Source organism: Streptomyces sp. NPDC026515 (genome assembly GCF_055567595.1).
The window spans coordinates 291,259-308,593 of record NZ_JBVHQD010000007.1 but is presented as its reverse complement, the minus strand read 5'-3'; the positions used below and the strand labels follow the sequence as shown (position 1 = coordinate 308,593).

General features: G+C 72.1%; 12 protein-coding genes. 5 read left to right on the top strand and 7 right to left on the bottom strand.

Annotated elements, in window-relative coordinates; translation table 11 throughout:
- The first annotated feature begins 31 nt into the window (after window positions 1–31).
- Window positions 32–808, top strand: coding sequence for a DsbA family protein (locus ACZ4O3_RS16795; RefSeq protein WP_467722696.1), 777 nt, complete (start codon window positions 32–34; stop codon window positions 806–808).
- Window positions 809–899: 91 nt separating this feature from the next.
- Window positions 900–1,919, top strand: coding sequence for a prolipoprotein diacylglyceryl transferase (gene lgt, locus ACZ4O3_RS16790; RefSeq protein WP_467722695.1), 1,020 nt, complete (start codon window positions 900–902; stop codon window positions 1,917–1,919).
- Window positions 1,920–2,003: 84 nt separating this feature from the next.
- Here lgt and ACZ4O3_RS16785 read toward each other — a convergent pair whose 3' ends face one another.
- Genes ACZ4O3_RS16785 through ACZ4O3_RS16755 form a run of 7 tightly spaced genes read right to left on the bottom strand, consistent with a single transcriptional unit; the run spans window position 2,004 to window position 9,797 of the window.
- Window positions 2,004–2,825 carry an HpcH/HpaI aldolase/citrate lyase family protein gene (locus tag ACZ4O3_RS16785; protein ID WP_467722694.1) on the bottom strand — a complete coding sequence of 274 codons (822 nt, stop codon included), beginning with the start codon at window positions 2,823–2,825 and terminating at the stop codon, window positions 2,004–2,006.
- Complete coding sequence (locus ACZ4O3_RS16780) at window positions 2,822–4,024, bottom strand: CaiB/BaiF CoA transferase family protein (protein WP_467722693.1); 1,203 nt, start codon at window positions 4,022–4,024, stop codon at window positions 2,822–2,824. The genes ACZ4O3_RS16785 and ACZ4O3_RS16780 overlap by 4 nt, the downstream gene beginning before the upstream one ends.
- On the bottom strand, window positions 4,021–4,914 hold the full coding sequence (gene rbsK, locus ACZ4O3_RS16775; RefSeq protein ID WP_467722691.1) for a ribokinase: 894 nt from the start codon (window positions 4,912–4,914) through the stop codon (window positions 4,021–4,023). The genes ACZ4O3_RS16780 and rbsK overlap by 4 nt, the downstream gene beginning before the upstream one ends.
- Window positions 4,911–6,341 carry an ADP-ribosylglycohydrolase family protein gene (locus ACZ4O3_RS16770; protein WP_467722690.1) on the bottom strand — a complete coding sequence of 477 codons (1,431 nt, stop codon included), beginning with the start codon at window positions 6,339–6,341 and terminating at the stop codon, window positions 4,911–4,913. The genes rbsK and ACZ4O3_RS16770 overlap by 4 nt, the downstream gene beginning before the upstream one ends.
- Window positions 6,329–7,504 (bottom strand): ADP-ribosylglycohydrolase family protein, encoded by a 1,176-nt coding sequence (locus tag ACZ4O3_RS16765; RefSeq protein ID WP_467722688.1) that lies wholly within the window; start codon window positions 7,502–7,504, stop codon window positions 6,329–6,331. Before ACZ4O3_RS16765 ends, ACZ4O3_RS16770 begins: the two co-directional genes overlap by 13 nt.
- Window positions 7,505–7,512: 8 nt before the next feature.
- Complete coding sequence (locus ACZ4O3_RS16760) at window positions 7,513–8,631, bottom strand: ADP-ribosylglycohydrolase family protein (RefSeq protein WP_467722686.1); 1,119 nt, start codon at window positions 8,629–8,631, stop codon at window positions 7,513–7,515.
- The gene (locus ACZ4O3_RS16755) at window positions 8,628–9,797 is read right to left on the bottom strand and encodes an ADP-ribosylglycohydrolase family protein (protein ID WP_467722685.1); all 1,170 of its coding nucleotides are present in this window, start codon (window positions 9,795–9,797) and stop codon (window positions 8,628–8,630) included. Before ACZ4O3_RS16755 ends, ACZ4O3_RS16760 begins: the two co-directional genes overlap by 4 nt.
- Before the next feature lie 306 nt (window positions 9,798–10,103).
- On the opposite strand from ACZ4O3_RS16755, the gene ACZ4O3_RS16750 reads away from it, so the two are divergent.
- From ACZ4O3_RS16750 to ACZ4O3_RS16740, 3 genes are all read left to right on the top strand, one after another.
- Window positions 10,104–10,835 (top strand): VIT1/CCC1 transporter family protein, encoded by a 732-nt coding sequence (locus ACZ4O3_RS16750; protein ID WP_362718207.1) that lies wholly within the window; start codon window positions 10,104–10,106, stop codon window positions 10,833–10,835.
- Window positions 10,836–11,209: 374 nt separating this feature from the next.
- Entirely contained in the window at window positions 11,210–15,805 is a 4,596-nt protein-coding gene (gene gltB / locus ACZ4O3_RS16745; RefSeq protein ID WP_362718204.1) for a glutamate synthase large subunit, read from the top strand.
- Window positions 15,798–17,258: a glutamate synthase subunit beta gene (locus tag ACZ4O3_RS16740; RefSeq protein WP_362718202.1), complete on the top strand. Its 1,461-nt coding sequence runs from the start codon at window positions 15,798–15,800 to the stop codon at window positions 17,256–17,258. Before gltB ends, ACZ4O3_RS16740 begins: the two co-directional genes overlap by 8 nt.
- Window positions 17,259–17,335: the final 77 nt, after the last annotated feature.

Genomic DNA, 17,335 nt, shown 5'->3' with positions numbered 1-17,335 from the left:
GCGGTGCGCCTCCCCGGTTCGTTCTGGTGGTGTGAGCGAGAAGAATCGTGACGGAAAGCCGACGGCCCGTGAGCGGCTGGCGGCCGACCGCGAGAAGCAGAAGGCCGCGGAGAAGCGGCGGCGCGCGCTGATCGTGGGCGCGAGCGTCGTCTGCGTCCTGGGCCTGGCCGCGGTGATCGGCGTGGTCGCGGCGAACGCGGGCAAGGACAAGAGCAGCGAGAGTTCCGGGCCGGTCGTGGCGCCCTCGGGAGCACAGGGCAAGGACAGCCTCGCGATCCCGGTCGGCAAGGACGACGCCAAGGCCACGCTCACCGTCTGGGAGGACTTCCGCTGCCCGGCCTGCCAGGCCTTCGAGGCGGCGTACCGGCCGACGCTCCACGAGCTGACCGACTCCGGCAAGCTCAGGATCGAGTACCACCTGGTCACGCTGATCGACGGCAACCTCGGCGGCAGCGGCTCCCGGAACGCGGCCAACGCGGCGGCCTGCGCCCAGGACGCGGGCAAGTTCCGCGACTTCCACGACGCGCTGTACGAGAACCAGCCGAAGGAGACCGACGACGCCTTCTCGAACAACGACAAGCTGATCGAGCTGGCCGGCAAGGTGCAGGGCCTGAACACGCCGACGTTCCAGAAATGTGTCAGGGACGGCAAGCACAACGCCTGGGTCGTGAAGTCCAACGAGGCCTTCCAGGCGGCCAAGTTCGGCGGCACCCCGACGGTTCTGCTGGACGGCAAGAACATCTACCAGGACCAGACCATGACCCCGGCCAAGCTGCGGCAGCTCGTGGAGGACGCCAACAAGGGGTGAGCGGGGTAAGCATTTCTCACGCCCCTGTTATGGACCCGTAGCCGGGCTGGTTGCCGTCGGCCCCGTCCGGCACGGTAGCGTCGACCCTGCCATGGAATATCTTGCCTACATTCCCAGCCCTTCGCGCGGAGTGATCAACCTCGGTCCCATTCCGCTGCGCGGCTACGCCTTCTGCATCATCATCGGTGTCTTCGTAGCCGTCTGGCTCGGAAACAGGCGCTGGATCGCCCGGGGCGGACGGTCCGGCACCGTGGCCGACATCGCCGTCTGGGCCGTACCGTTCGGCCTGGTCGGCGGGCGTCTCTACCACGTGATCACGGACTACGAGCTGTACTTCAGCGAGGGCCGTGACTGGGTCGACGCCTTCAAGGTGTGGCAGGGCGGCCTCGGTATCTGGGGCGCGATCGCGCTCGGTGCGGTGGGCGCCTGGATCGGCTGCCGGCGCCGGGGCATCCCGCTGCCGGCCTACGCCGACGCCATCGCCCCCGGCATCGCCTTCGCGCAGGCGATCGGCCGCTGGGGCAACTGGTTCAACCAGGAGCTGTACGGCCGCGAGACGCATGTGCCGTGGGCCCTGCACATCACCTCGTCCGAGGGCGGCCGGGTTCCCGGCTACTACCACCCGACCTTCCTGTACGAGTCGCTGTGGTGCGTCGGGGTCGGTTTCCTCGTGATCTGGGCCGGCCGCCGCTTCAAGCTGGGACACGGCCGGGCGTTCGCGCTGTACGTCGCCGCGTACTGCGTGGGCCGTGGCTGGATCGAGTACATGCGCGTCGACGACGCCCACCACGTCCTCGGTCTGCGGCTCAACGACTGGACCGCGATGATCGTGTTCCTGCTCGCGGTGCTGTACCTGGTGCTGTCCGCGAAGAAGCGGCCGGGCCTGGAGGCGGTGGTCGAGCCGGGTGCCCCCGACGGGGAGACCGAGGCGGACGCCGCCACCGAGGAGGCCGGTGAGGCCGGTGCGGGTGAGTCCGCCGAGCCCACCGGGTCCACCGACACCGCCGAGGCCGAGGAGGCTCCGGAGCCGGAGTCCGCCAAGGCCGAGGCCGAGGACGAGGCCGAGGACGGCGCCAAGGACGAGGCGGGGTCGGCGGCCAAGAAGAGCTGACCTGCCACGACACGACGAAGAGGGCGCCCGGATCGAACCGGGCGCCCTCTTCGGGTGCGGGCCGTCGGCGGGAGCCGGCGGGGATCAGCGGCGGTTCAGCAGGGACAGGGTTCTGCGGGCCGTGGCGACGACCGCCGCGTCGATGAAGCTGCCGTCCGGGAGGGCCTGGGCGCCCTGTTCCGTGGTCGCCGCCTTGATGATCTTCTCGGCCTGTTCCAGTTCGGCATGGGTGGGCAGGTAGGCGCGTTCGATGATCGGGAGCTGGCGGGGGTGGATGGCGGCGCGGCCCAGGAACCCCAGGGCGCGGCCACGGGCGCACGAGGTGGCGAGGCCCTTGAGGTCACGGGTGTCCGGGTGGACCGACTGGGGAGGCGGGGCGAGGCCCGCGGCCCGGGCGGCGACCACGATCCGGGAACGGGACCAGTCGAGGCCGATGTCGTCGTACACGCCCAGGTCGGCCTGGAGATCCGCCTCCCCGAGCGAGATGCCGCGCAGGGCGGGGTGGGCGGTGGCGATGGCGTAGGCGTGCTCGATGCCGAGGGCGGATTCGAGCAGTGCGTAGAGCGGGAGGCCGGCGGCCCGGGCCGCGACGTGGTGGATGTCGTCGGGGCCGGTCACCTTGGGCAGGCGCAGGCCGGCCAGGGCCGGGAGGCCCAGCAGGGCCCGGAGGTCGGCCTCGGCCCAGGGGGTGTCCAGGCCGTTGATCCGGACATGCACCGGTGCCGGCTGCGGGTGGGCCAGGAGGTCGGCGGTGGCGGCGCGGGCGCAGTCCTTGCGGTCGGGGGCGACGGCGTCCTCCAGGTCGATCACCACCACGTCCGCGCCGGAGGCCAGCGCCTTGGCGACGACGTGCGGGCGGTCACCGGGAACGTACAGCCAGGTCAGCGGGAAGGGGGCGGGGGTCATACGGCGCCCTCCTCGCGCAGGGCCAGCAGCTGGGCCGGGGTCAGCCCGAGTTCGGTGAGGACCTCGTCGGTGTCGGCACCGTGCGGCCGGCCGGTCCAGCGGATCGCGCCGGGGGTCGAGGAGAGCCGGAAGAGGACGTTCTGCATGCGCAGCGGACCCAGTTCGGGGTCGGGGACGGTGGTGACCGTGTCCAGCGCCAGGTACTGCGGGTCGTCCATCACGTCCCGTACGTCCTGGATGGGGGCGACCGCCGCCTCCGCCTTCTCGAACTCGGCCAGCACCTCGGCACGGGAGCGGACGGCGATCCAGTCGCCGACGGCGGCGTCGAGGATGTCGGAGTGCGCCGCCCGGTCGGCGCCGGTCGCGAACCACGGCTCGTCGATCAGGTCCGGGCGCCCGACCAGCCCCATCACGCGTTCTGCGATCGACTGCGCCGAGGTGGAGACGGCGACCCAGGTCCCGTCCGCCGTGCGGTAGGTGTTGCGCGGGGCGTTGTTGGCGGAGCGGTTGCCGGTGCGCTCCTGCACGTAGCCGAGCTGGTCGTACCAGGTGGGCTGGGGGCCGAGGACGGTGAGGATCGGTTCGATGATCGCCATGTCGACGACCTGGCCCTCGCCGGTGCGGTCCCGGGCGGCGAGCGCGGTCATCACGGCGTACGCGGTCGCCAGCGCCGCGATGGAGTCGGCGAGCCCGAACGGCGGCAGCGTGGGCGGGGCGTCCGGATCGCCGGTGATCGCCGCGAAGCCGCTCATCGCCTCGGCCAGGGTGCCGAAGCCGGGGCGGTGGGCGTAGGGACCGAACTGGCCGAAGGCGGTGACCCGGGTCAGGATCAGCCGGGGGTTGGCGGCGGAGAGTTCCTCCCAGCCCAGGTCCCACTTCTCCAGGGTGCCGGGCCGGAAGTTCTCCACGATCACGTCGGCGGTGGCGGCGAGCCGGAGCAGCGTGGCGCGGCCACCCGGCTTGGACAGGTCCAGGGTGATCGTCCGCTTGTTGCGGCCGAGCAGCTTCCACCACAGGCCGATGCCCTGCTTGGCCGGGCCGTGCCCGCGGGAGGGATCGGGTTTGGCGGGGTGCTCGACCTTGACGACCTCGGCGCCGAAGTCACCGAGCAGGGTCGCGGCGAGGGGGCCGGCGAAGAGGGTGGCGAGGTCGAGGACGCGCAGCCCGGAGAGGGGCTGGGGCTGTGTTGTCGTACTCATGCGGTGTACTGGGCCTCGATCTCCTGACGGTACGGCATGGACGTGGACGCCCCCTCCCGTTGCACGGCGAGCGCGGCCGCGGCCGCCGCCCAGGACAGGGCCTCCCGGATCGGCTTCTCCTCGGCCAGGGCGACCGCGAGGGCGCCGACGAAGGTGTCGCCCGCGCCCGTCGAGTCGACGGCTGTCACCCGGGGTGCCGGGATGACCAGGGGCGCGGCGTCGTGGGTGAGGTAGAGGCTGCCGGCCGCGCCGAGGGTGACGACGACCTGCGGCACCAGACCGAGCAGGGCGGCGGCCGCGTCGCGCGGGTCGGCGCGGTCGGTGAGGACGGCGGCCTCGCGCTCGTTGGCCACCAGCAGGTCGATGTTGTCGAGGAGTTCGGAGGGCAGGGCGCGGGTGGGGGACGGTGTGAGAACGGTCCGGACGCCGTGCCGGCGGGCGGCCTGGGCGCCGGCGACGACCGCGGGCAGCGGGATCTCCAGCTGGAGCAGGAGCATGTCGGCGGAGGCGATGACACCCTCGTCGCCGGGGGCGAGATGGTCGACGGTGCCGTTCGCGCCGGGGATCACGACGATCGCGTTGCCGCCTTCCTCGTCCACGACGATGTGCGCGGTGCCGGAGGCGCACTCGATCGTGCGCAGCGAGTCGGTGTCCACGCCGGAGTGTTCGAGGGTCTCCCGCATCCGGACGCCGTAGGCGTCGTGGCCGACCGCGCCGATCATCGAGACGGTGGCGCCGGCGCGGGCGGCGGCGATCGCCTGGTTGGCGCCCTTGCCGCCGGGGACGGTACGGAAGTCCCGTCCGGTCACGGTCTCGCCGAGCTGCGGGGCCTTCTCGACGTACGCGACGAGGTCCATGTTCGTGCTGCCGAGTACGGCGATATGGGTCATGGGCGGGTCGCCTCCAGGTGGATGAGGTGGGCGAGGGTGTCGAAGCCGGTCCCGTCGAAGCCGCCGACGGAGGTGGCGAGCCGGTTCTTGAGCGGGGTCGTCCAGCGGTCGGGAAGGGCCTCGGGGTCGCCGGCGAGCAGTCCGGCGACGGAACCGGCCGTCGCGCCGTTCGAGTCGGTGTCCCAGCCGCCGCTCACCGCCCGGCAGACGGAGCCGGTGAAGTCGCCGTCCGCGTGGGTGAGGGCGGCGGCGATCAGCGCGGTGTTGGGGACGGCGTGCACCCAGTGGTGGGTGGGGGAGTGGGTGCGGTGGAGTTCGTCCACGACCGTCTCGAAGTCCTCGTGGGACTCGGCCAGCCGGATCGCCCGGTCGATCGCCTGCGCCAGCCGGGAGCGGGGCGGGATCACCGTGCGGCCGGAGCGCAGGCAGGCGTGGACGTCGCGGGTTCCCCCGGCGGCGGTGGCGATGGTGGCCGCCGTGAACATGGCCGCGTAGACGCCGTTGGCCGTGTGGGTGAGGGTGGCGTCGCGATGGGCCTGTTCGGCCGCGGCGGCCGGGTCGCCGGGGTTGGTCCAGCCGTGCACGTCGGCGCGGATCAGGGCGCCGATCCACTCGCGGAAGGGGTTGCGGTGGCGGGCGGTGTGCGGGGGTTCGACGCCGGTGAGGAGGTTGCGGTAGGCGATGCGCTCGGCGGTGAAGGTGCGTCCGGCGGGCAGTTCGTCGAGCCAGAGGGCGGCCACGTCGGTGGTGGTGAAGCCCCGGGTGCGGCGCTGGAGCAGGAGGAGGTTGAGGAGGGGGTAGTTGAGGTCGTCGTCCTCGGGCATGCCGTCGATGTTCTCGGCGAGGGAGGTGGTGGCCGAGCGGCGGTTCCAGGGGTGGGCGGCGAGGAGGCCGGCGGGGACGCCACGTGCGGTGAAGTAGTGGTGGAGGGGCCAGTTGCCGGTGGCCCGGGCGAGGTCGCGGATGGCGTGCAGGGGGAGTTTCTCGACGGGTTTGCCGAGCAGGCACCCGACGGCCCGGCCGAGCCAGGCGGCGTGGTAGGCGCGGGGGGAGGGGACCGGCGCCCCGTCAGGGGTGCGGCGCACTGCGCGATCAGCGCCCGCGTGGCCGCAGCCGCACGACGGTTGGCAGGCCCCTCCCCCGTGCGCGTACGGCCACTGCGGACACAGCGCCTTGATCTCCTCCAGATCCGTCGGCTCGTTCAACCCGCTCGGCAGGTCGGCGAGTTCGTCCAGCAGGTCCTCCGCCAGCTGGCGCAGATAGCGGGACGCCCGGTGCGGCGACGTCCCCGCCCGGTCCGGCGCCTCCGCGCCCCCCGCCGCCCTCCAGCGTGCCTCGACGGCGCCGGGCTCCCGCCCGTCCTGGCGGGCCTGGCGGATCTCGTGGCCCAGCAGGTCCTCCGGCTGGACCCAGGTCAGGCGGAGCAACTCGGGCCTCCGAGGCGGGCGAAGGACTCCTCGTGGGCGCGTCGGCGTTCCGTGTCGCGGGTGAAGATCTCCCTGGTCACGGCGGCCAGCGCGCGGGGCGGCTCCCAGAGGTCGAGGCGGCTCGCCTCGGCGACGGGCTTCGACCACTCCTCGGGCACGGCGGAGCCCAGCGCACCGGCGATGGCACCCGCCATCGTCGCGATCGAGTCGCAGTCCCGGCCGTAGTTGACCGCGCCGAGGACGGCGTGCCGGTAGTCGCCGCCGGCCACCAGCAACATGCCGAGCGCGACCGGGAGTTCCTCGATCGCGTGGAGTCGGGAGGGGCGGCGGGCCCCCAGCGAGGGGGCACGGTAGTCGGCACCGACCGTGTCGTAGGGGGTGACCGCTTCCCGGAGGGGGGTGAGAGCGGACTCGAAGTCGCTGTGGTGCGCGGCCGCTTCACAGACCTCCTCGATCGCCGTTCGCGTGCCGTCCTTCGCCAGGGACAGGCACACGGCGACGACGGAGTCCGGTGTCGCCCCCGGCGCGGTGGCGGCCGCCACCGCCGCCGCGAAGACGCCCGCCGCCTCCCTGCCGTAGGACGACTGGTGGGCGCCGGCGATGTCCAGCGCCTCGGCGTACGCGGCCCGCGGGTTCGCCGCGTTGACCAGGCCGACCGGGGCCATGTACATCGCCGCGCCGCAGTTGACGATGTTGCCGGTGCCGGCCTCCCGGGGGTCGACGTGGCCGTAGTGCAGGCGGGCCGCCAGCCACTTCTCGGCGAGGAAGACCCGGTGGAGCGGGATGGTCTCGGTCTCCAGCTCCGGGATCCAGCGGGGGTTGGTCATCAGGTCCGGGACCAGGTGGTCGGCGATCGCGTACGCGTCGAGGTGGTCGCGGACGCGGTCGTACACCCGTACCAGCGCATGGGTCATCAAGGTGTCGTCGGTGACGTGCCCGTCACCCTTGTGGTACGGGGCGATGGGGCGGGCGGTGCGCCAGGCGTCGCCGTTCCAGGGTCCGACGATGCCGTGCACGCGGCCGCCGTGACGTTCCAGGATCTGGTCGGCGGAGTAGCCCTCGACGGGACCGCCGAGGGCGTCGCCGACCGCGGCCCCGACGAGGGCTCCGGTGATCCGTTCGTCCAGCGAAGGTCCGGTGCTTTCTTGTGCTTTGGGCGTCATGAACCGAATCATCCACCTGGACGGGCCGGTTGTGTGGCTTCCAGGAGTTCGGCGAGTTCCACGAGGTCGGTGCCGGTGAGGCGGGGGAGGGCGCAGCCCGAGAGGGTGCGGCAGGCGTCCCGCCAGGGCGGCGGGATCGAGTCGCCGCCGCCGAGGGCGCCGGTGAGCGCGCCGGCCAGGGCGGGGGCCGAGTCGGCGACCCGGGAGAGACAGGCGGCGGCGGGGACGGCCTCGGCGATCCGGCCGTGGGCGGCGGTGGCGAGGGCCAGGGCGACCGGGACGGTCTCGGCGGCGGCGATGCCGTAGCTGTAGACGTGGTCGACGATTTGGTGTTCGAGGAGGGGGACGAGGGCGAACGCCGTGTCGGCGGTGCCGGTGAGGGTCAGGGCGTGGCGGGCGTTGCGGCCGATCTCGGTGGCCGCGGGGAGTTCGGTCAGCGCGGCGGCCACGCAGGTCTCCACCTCGGCGCCGGCGAGGGCGAGCGCGATGGCCGCCGCCATCGCGCGGGCGCCGTGCACCCCGTCGCCGTCCTGAGTGTAGCGGGCGTCGAACTCGGCGAGGTCGGCGGCGCGTTGGGGGTCGCCGGGGTGGGCGACGGCGAGCGCGCAGGCGCGGACGCAGGCGGCGTCGTCGAAGTAGTGCGGGTTGTCGTGGCCGGTGGCGGGCGGGCGCAGGCCGGTGGCGAGGTTGCCGAGGCCGGCGCGGACGGAGATCCGGGCCCGCAGGGGCAGTACCGCCGACTCGATCTCCGGGGCGCGTTCGGCCGCGACGGCGACCTCGGAGGCGACGGCGGTCCAGGTGAGGTCGATGGCGGCGCGGGTGCGCAGCTCACGGCTGAGGTCGGCGAGAGCGGTGTCGTCGCCGGCGCGCAGGACGGCCTCCGCGGCGAAGACTGCCCACTCGGCGTCGTCGGAGGGACCGAGGCGGAGCGGCTCGGGGGGCTGGTTCAGGGCGATGGGGACGGGGAGGGTGGTGGTCGCGTTCTGCTCGGCGAAGGTGTCGAGCTCCCGGGTGAGACGGCGGGTCCACTCCGGCATGCGGGCGGCGCGGTGGCGCGCGGCGGGCCAGCCGGCCGCGTCGCCCGCGGCGAGGCCCAGCAGGAGCCCCTCGATACGGCGCCGCTTCACCGTTGTCCCTCGCTGATGCCGTCCCGTACGGGGGTCAGCTCCCGGGCCTCCCGGGCTTCCAGGTCCCCGGCCCGGCCACCGCCACCGCCGGCCGGCGGGGAGGCGGGCGTCCAGGGGTGCGGTCCGGTCGGCCGGGAGGCCGGTGCCGACGTCGCGGGGTGTGACTCCGCCGCGCTTGTCAGCAGTTCCGCCACCTCCAGTACGTGGTGTCCCGCCATCGAGGGGAGGCAACTGCCACGGGCCGGGCCGATGGCCGTCGCCCACTCCCTCGGGATCGCCGCCTCTCCCTGGGTGGCTCCCGCCAGCGCGCCGGCCACCGCCGCCGTCGTGTCCGCGTCGCGGCCCATGTTGACGGCCGTCAGCACGGCCTCCCGGAAGTCGCCGTCCGCCGCGGCGTACGCGCCGAAGGCCAGGGCCACCGCCTCCGGGGCCAGGTCGGTCCACGGGTAGCCGCCGATGACGACCGCCGAGCGGACCGCGCGTTCGCCCCCGTGGGCCACCGAGACCGCCCGCCGCAGGGAGCGTGCCGTCCACGAGTCGTCCGGTACCACCGCCAGCGCGGCCGCCACCACCGCGGTCGGCGGTGCGCCCGCCATCGCCGCGGCCACCCCCGCGGCGACCGCCTGGCCGCCGTAGATGCCCTCGCCCTCGTGGCTCACCGAACCGTCGATCGCGACCAGCCGGGCCGCCTCGGCCGGCCGGCCCGCCGCGAAGACGCCGAAGGGGGCCGCCCGCATGGCCAGGCCGTCGCTCCAGGCGTGCCGGTGCTGGGCTGAAATGGGGGCGGCGAGGCCCCTGCGGAGGTTCTCCAGGGTGCCGCGCTCGCTGAAGCCGGCGCCCTTGAAGGGGCCCTCGGCGCGGTCGGCGATCCATTCGTGCCAGGCCGCCTCGACGTGGGCGGTGGTGAGCGCCGAGCCGTGGCGGGCGAGGAGCAGGCCGGAGAAGATCGCGTACTCGGTGTCGTCCGTGCCGGCCGGTCGCTCGGCGACGTACCCCGTGATGCGGCCCCAGCGGGCGCGGATCTCGGAGGGCTTCATGTTCTCCGCCGGCGCCCCGAGCGCGTCTCCCACGGCCAGGCCCAGCAGTGCGCCCCGGGCCCGGTCGGGCAGCGGGGAGGCGCGCTCTTCGGGGGCGGGGACCGAGGGGGTGCAGACCATCGATGACATGGGCGGGCCTCTCCGGGAGGGGCCCCGAGCCGGGGCGCGGGGCCGTTTGCGGATGTGTCCCACCAACGGCGGTTGACCGCAGCCTGCCGCACCTTCACATCACCCGGTCGACATGTGTGCGCGACATCGCGCAGGTGAGCGTCGAGAAGCAAAACTGCAGGTTAGCCCAGCCTTTCCTTGCTGGCGGCGGGGAATGGCGAGGCATAGTGTCGAGGTTGTCAAAAGATGGAATCAGTCCAGACTTAGCTTTGCCTCGGCTTATTCGAGGCTGTCGAGACCTTCTTCAGAGATCTTTGGGGGATCCGCATGGCCGTCATCGACACCCAGGCGACGCTGCACGAGGCGCACCGCGACAACCACACCCACCGGGACGTGAACGGAGGGTGGCTGCGGCCCGCGGTCTTCGGTGCCATGGACGGGCTCGTCTCCAACCTCGCCCTGATCACCGGTGTCGCCGGCGGAGCCGTCAGCCATCAGACCATCGTCATCACCGGCCTCGCGGGACTGGCCGCCGGCGCCTTCTCCATGGCCGCCGGCGAGTACACCTCCGTCGCCTCGCAGCGCGAGCTGGTCGAGGCCGAGCTGGACGTGGAGCGCGGGGAGCTGCGCAGGCATCCGCAGGACGAGGAGGCCGAGCTGGCCGCCCTCTACGAGGCGAGAGGGGTCGAGGCCCCGCTCGCCCGGGAGGTCGCCCGGCAGCTGTCCGCCGACCCGGAGCAGGCCCTGGAGATACACGCCCGCGAGGAGCTCGGCATCGACCCCGGTGACCTGCCCTCGCCGCTGGTCGCCGCCGTGTCGTCCTTCGGCTCGTTCGCGCTGGGCGCGCTGCTGCCCGTACTGCCCTACCTGCTCGGCGCCGCCGCGCTCTGGCCCGCCCTGCTGCTCGCGTTCGCCGGGCTGTTCGGCTGCGGTGCCGTGGTGGCCAAGGTGACCGCGCGGAGCTGGTGGTTCAGCGGTCTGCGGCAGCTCGCGCTGGGCGGCGCCGCGGCCGGTGTGACATACGCCCTGGGCGGCCTGTTCGGGACCGCCGTAGGATAGACCTGCCGCTACTTATGCGAGGGACCGCATAAGTAGCCGTTACTCGCTGGTTTCGAATGCTTAACCACTGGGCATGAGCCGTAAGCACCGCAGGCAAGGACGCCTGACGGGTACCTGTGGGGTGTCGGCGACGCTCACCCCCGCCCCCGCGGACCAATGGACACGGATCTGTCCGGATCGGTCCCCCATCACCTTCGCCGCATCAGCGGTACCCGGCCGTAAACCCCTACGGCGTCCGCATGTTGGAACGGTGTATCCAGTTCCCGAGAACCGCTCCATCATGTAACCTGCGTGAAATTTCGCAACAAAAACGCAGAGGGCCAGCGTCGTCCCTCGGCACCTGCTATATGCCACTGACGACGACGGGAGAGCCGATGCGTACGCCGCGCCAGCCGTCCCAGCACTCCACGAATGGCCTGAACTGGTCGTTCATGGATGCTCGCCCTGCTGCGCAGGGTATGTACGACCCCCGCAACGAGCGCGACGCCTGTGGCGTCGGCTTTGTGGCCACCCTCACCGGCGAGGCGAGCCACGCGCTGGTCGACCAGGCGCTCACGGTTCTGCGCAACCTGGAGCACCGCGGCGCGACCGGCTCCGAGCCGGACTCCGGTGACGGCGCCGGCCTGCTCTCCCAGGTGCCCGACGCCTTCTTCCGTGAGGTGGCCGGATTCGAGCTGCCGGCGGCCGGTTCGTACGCCGTCGGTATCGCCTTCCTGCCCGAGGAAGGCGCCCAGGACGCCGTCTCACGGATCGAGACGATCGCCGCGGAAGAGGGCCTGACCGTCCTCGGCTGGCGCGAGGTCCCGGTCGCCCCGCAGCTGCTCGGCGCCACCGCCCGCTCCACCATGCCGGTCTTCCGGCAGATCTTCGTCACGGACCACGCCAGCGAGGGCATCGCGCTGGACCGCAAGGCGTTCGTGCTGCGCAAGCGCGCCGAGCGCGAGGGGGGCGTCTACTTCCCCTCGCTGTCCGCCCGGACCATCGTCTACAAGGGCATGCTGACCACCGGCCAGCTGGAGCCCTTCTTCCCGGACCTGTCCGACCGACGCTTCGCGTCCGCGATCGCGCTCGTGCACTCCCGGTTCTCCACCAACACCTTCCCGTCGTGGCCGCTCGCCCACCCCTACCGGTTCGTCGCCCACAACGGTGAGATCAACACCGTCAAGGGCAACCGGAACTGGATGGTCGCCCGCGAGTCCCAGCTGGTCTCCGACCTGTTCGGCCCGCAGGACAAGCTCGACCGCGTCTTCCCGATCTGTACGCCCGACGCCTCCGACTCGGCGTCCTTCGACGAGGTGCTGGAACTCCTGCACCTGGGCGGGCGTTCGCTGCCGCACTCCGTGCTGATGATGATCCCGGAGGCGTGGGAGAACCACGACTCCATGGACCCGGCCCGCCGCGCCTTCTACGGCTACCACTCCACGATGATGGAGCCCTGGGACGGGCCCGCCTGCGTCACCTTCACCGACGGCACCCAGGTCGGTGCCGTTCTCGACCGCAACGGTCTGCGCCCGGGCCGCTACTGGGTCACCGACGAGGGCCTGGTCGTCCTCGGCTCCGAGGTCGGCGTCCTCGACATCGACCCCGCCAAGGTCGTCCGCAAGGGCCGGCTGCAGCCCGGCCGGATGTTCCTCGTCGACACCGCCGAGCACCGCATCATCGAGGACGACGAGATCAAGGCCGGCCTCGTCGCCGCCCAGCCCTACGCCGAGTGGCTGGAGGCCGGCGAGATCGAGCTCTCCGACCTGCCCGAGCGCGAGCACATCGTGCACACCCACGCCTCGGTCACCCGCCGCCAGCAGACCTTCGGCTACACCGAGGAGGAGCTGCGGGTCCTCCTCGCGCCGATGGCCAAGGCCGGTGCCGAGCCGATCGGCTCCATGGGCACCGACTCGCCGATCGCCGCGCTGAGCGAGCGCCCGCGCCTGCTCTTCGACTACTTCACCCAGCTGTTCGCGCAGGTCACCAACCCGCCGCTGGACGCCATCCGCGAAGAGCTCGTCACCTCGCTGCGCTCCTCCCTCGGCCCGTCGGGCAACCTGCTCGACCCCAACGCCGCCTCCTGCCGCTCGGTCGTGCTGCCCTTCCCGGTGATCGACAACGACGAGCTGGCCAAGCTCATCCACATCAACGCCGACGGCGACATGCCCGGCTTCAAGGCCGCGACCCTGTCCGGTCTGTACCGGGTCTCCGGCGGCGGCGACGCGCTCGCCGCGCGCATCGAGGAGATCTGCGCCGAGGCCGACGCGGCCATCGAGAACGGCGCCCGGCTGATCGTCCTGTCGGACCGGCACTCGGACGCCGAGCACGCGCCGATCCCCTCGCTGCTGCTCACCGCGGCCGTCCACCACCACCTCATCCGCACCAAGCAGCGCACCCAGGTGGGCCTGCTCGTCGAGGCCGGTGACGTCCGCGAGGTCCACCACGTCGCCCTGCTGATCGGGTTCGGCGCCGCCGCCGTCAACCCGTACCTGGCCATGGAGTCCGTCGAGGACCTGACCCGCGCGGGCACCTTCCTGCCGGACATGGAGTCCGACCAGGCCATCCGGAACCTGATCTACGCCCTCGGCAAGGGCGTCCTGAAGGTCATGTCCAAGATGGGCATCTCCACGGTCGCCTCCTACCGGGGCGCCCAGGTCTTCGAGGCCGTCGGCCTGGACACCGCGTTCGTCGAGAAGTACTTCAACGGCACCGCCACCAAGATCGGCGGCGTCGGCATCGACGTCATCGCCAAGGAGGTGGCCGCCCGCCACGCCAAGGCCTACCCGGCCTCCGGCATCGCGCCGGCCCACCGCGCCCTGGACATAGGCGGCGAGTACCAGTGGCGCCGCGAGGGCGAGCCGCACCTGTTCGACCCGGAGACGGTCTTCCGCCTCCAGCACTCGACGCGGGCCAACCGCTACGACATCTTCAAGAAGTACACGGACCGGGTGAACGAGCAGTCCGAGCGGCTGATGACGCTCCGCGGGCTCTTCGGCTTCAAGAGCGACCGTCCGTCGATCTCCGTCGACGAGGTCGAGCCGGTCTCCGAGATCGTCAAGCGCTTCTCCACCGGCGCCATGTCCTACGGCTCCATCTCGCGCGAGGCCCACGAGACCCTCGCCATCGCCATGAACCAGCTGGGCGGCAAGTCCAACACCGGTGAGGGCGGCGAGGACCCGGACCGGCTCTACGACCCGGCACGGCGCAGCGCCATCAAGCAGGTCGCCTCCGGCCGCTTCGGCGTGACCTCCGAGTACCTGGTCAACGCCGACGACATCCAGATCAAGATGGCCCAGGGCGCCAAGCCCGGCGAGGGCGGCCAGCTGCCCGGCCACAAGGTCTACCCGTGGGTCGCCAGGACCCGGCACTCCACCCCGGGCGTCGGCCTGATCTCCCCGCCGCCGCACCACGACATCTACTCCATCGAGGACCTGGCCCAGCTGATCCACGACCTCAAGAACGCGAACCCGCAGGCGCGGATTCACGTCAAGCTGGTCTCCGAGGTCGGCGTCGGCACGGTCGCCGCGGGCGTGTCGAAGGCCCACGCGGACGTCGTGCTCATCTCCGGCCACGACGGCGGCACCGGCGCCTCTCCGCTGACCTCGCTGAAGCACGCGGGCGGCCCCTGGGAGCTGGGCCTGGCCGAGACCCAGCAGACCCTGCTGCTCAACGGCCTGCGGGACCGGATCGTCGTGCAGACCGACGGCCAGCTGAAGACCGGCCGGGACGTGGTCATCGCCGCGCTGCTCGGCGCAGAGGAGTTCGGTTTCGCCACCGCGCCGCTCGTCGTCTCCGGCTGCATCATGATGCGGGTCTGCCACCTCGACACCTGCCCTGTCGGCGTCGCCACCCAGAACCCGGTGCTGCGCGACCGCTTCTCCGGCAAGGCCGAGTACATCGTGAACTTCTTCCGGTTCATCGCCGAGGAGGTCCGCGAGATCCTCGCCGAGCTGGGCTTCCGTTCCATCGAGGAGGCCGTCGGCCACGCCGAGTCGCTCGACGTCACCCGTGCCGTGAACCACTGGAAGGCGCAGGGCCTGGACCTGGCCCCGCTCTTCCACGTGCCCGAGCTGCCCGAGGGCGCGTCCCTGCACCAGACCGTCGCCCAGGACCACGGCCTGGAGAAGGCCCTGGACAACGAGCTGATCAAGCTCGCCTCGGACGCCCTGGCCGCCTCCAGCGCCACCGACGCCCAGCCGGTGCGCGCCCAGATCAAGGTCCGCAACATCAACCGCACGGTCGGCACCATGCTCGGCCACGAGGTGACGAAGAAGTTCGGCGGCGCCGGCCTGCCCGAGGACACCATCGACATCACCTTCACCGGCTCGGCGGGCCAGTCCTTCGGCGCCTTCCTGCCGCGCGGTGTCACGCTCCGCCTGGAGGGCGATGCCAACGACTACGTCGGCAAGGGTCTCTCCGGCGGCCGGATCATCGTGCGCCCCGACCGCAACGCCGACCATCTCGCCGAGTTCTCCACGATCGCGGGCAACACCATCGCGTACGGCGCGACCGGCGGCGAGCTGTTCCTGCGCGGTCGTACCGGCGAGCGGTTCTGCGTCCGCAACTCCGGTGCGCTGGTGGTCTCGGAGGGTGTGGGCGACCACGGCTGCGAGTACATGACCGGCGGTCACGCGGTGGTCCTGGGCGAGACGGGCCGCAACTTCGCGGCCGGCATGTCCGGTGGCATCGCCTACGTCATCGACCTGAACCACGACAACGTCAACATCGGCAACGTGGACGCCGTCGAGGCCCTGGACGACACGGACAAGCAGTGGCTGCACGACGTGGTGCGCCGGCACGCCGAGGAGACCGGCTCCACGGTCGCCGAGAAGCTGCTCGCCGACTGGGACACGGCCGTACGGCGATTCAGCAAGATCATCCCCAGCACGTACAAGGCAGTGCTCGCCGCCAAGGACGCCGCCGAGCGAGCGGGTCTCTCCGAGACCGAGATCACCGAGAAGATGATGGAGGCGGCGACCAATGGCTGACCCGAAGGGCTTCCTGAACCACGGCCGCGAGGTCGCCCGGAGCCGTCCCGTCACCGAACGCGTCCAGGACTGGAACGAGGTCTACGTCCCCGGCTCGCTGCTGCCGATCATCAGCAAGCAGGCCAGCCGGTGCATGGACTGCGGCATCCCGTTCTGCCACAACGGCTGTCCGCTCGGGAACCTGATTCCCGAGTGGAACGACTTCGCCTACCGCGAGGACTGGACGGCCGCCTCGGAGCGCCTGCACGCGACCAACAACTTCCCGGAGTTCACCGGCCGCCTCTGCCCGGCCCCGTGCGAGTCGGCGTGCGTGCTCGGCATCAACCAGCCGGCCGTCACCATCAAGAACGTCGAGGTCTCGATCATCGACAAGGCGTGGGACGCGGGCACCGTCGCCCCGCAGGCCCCCGAGCGCCTGTCCGGCAAGACCGTCGCCGTGATCGGCTCGGGCCCCGCGGGTCTGGCCGCCGCCCAGCAGCTGACCCGGGCCGGCCACACGGTCGCCGTCTACGAGCGCGCCGACCGCGTCGGCGGTCTGCTCCGCTACGGCATCCCCGAGTTCAAGATGGAGAAGCGGCACATCAACCGCCGTATCGAGCAGATGCGCGCGGAGGGCACCCGCTTCCGTACCGGTATCGAGATCGGCCGTGACCTCAAGGCGACCGACCTGAAGAAGCGGTACGACGCGATCGTGATCGCCGCCGGCGCCACGACCGCCCGTGACCTGCCGGTCCCGGGACGCGAACTGAGCGGCGTCCACCAGGCGATGGAGTACCTGCCGCTGTCGAACAAGGTCCAGGAGGGCGACTACGTCACCTCCCCGATCTCGGCCGAGGGCAAGCACGTGGTCGTCATCGGCGGCGGCGACACCGGAGCGGACTGCGTGGGCACCGCCCACCGCCAGGGCGCGGCCTCCGTCACCCAGCTGGAGATCATGCCCAGGCCGGGCGAGGACCGGGCGGCGCACCAGCCGTGGCCGACCTTCCCGATGCTGTACAAGGTCACCTCGGCGCACGAGGAGGGCGGTGAGCGGGTCTACTCCGTCTCCACCACCCACTTCGAGGGCGACGAGGACGGCAACGTCCAGTGGCTGCACCTCACCGAGGTGGAGTTCGTCGACGGCAGGCTGACGCCGAAGCCGGGCACCGAGCGCCGGATCCCGGCCCAGCTGGTCACCCTCGCCATGGGCTTCACCGGCACCGACCGGGACAACGGCCTGGTCGAGCAGTTCGGTCTCGACCTCGACGAGCGCGGCAACGTCGCCCGCGACGCAGAGTTCCAGACCAACGTGCCCGGCGTCTTCGTCGCCGGTGACGCCGGCCGCGGCCAGTCCCTGATCGTGTGGGCGATCGCGGAGGGCCGCTCGGCCGCCAAGGGCGTCGACCGCTTCCTGACCGGAGCGAGCGAACTCCCGGCCCCGATCCGGCCGACGGACCGTTCGCTGATGGTCTGACCCCCCCGAAGAAACTCCCGTACAAAGGCGTACGGAACAGTGACGGCGCCTGCCCCACAGTCCCCGACCGGACGACC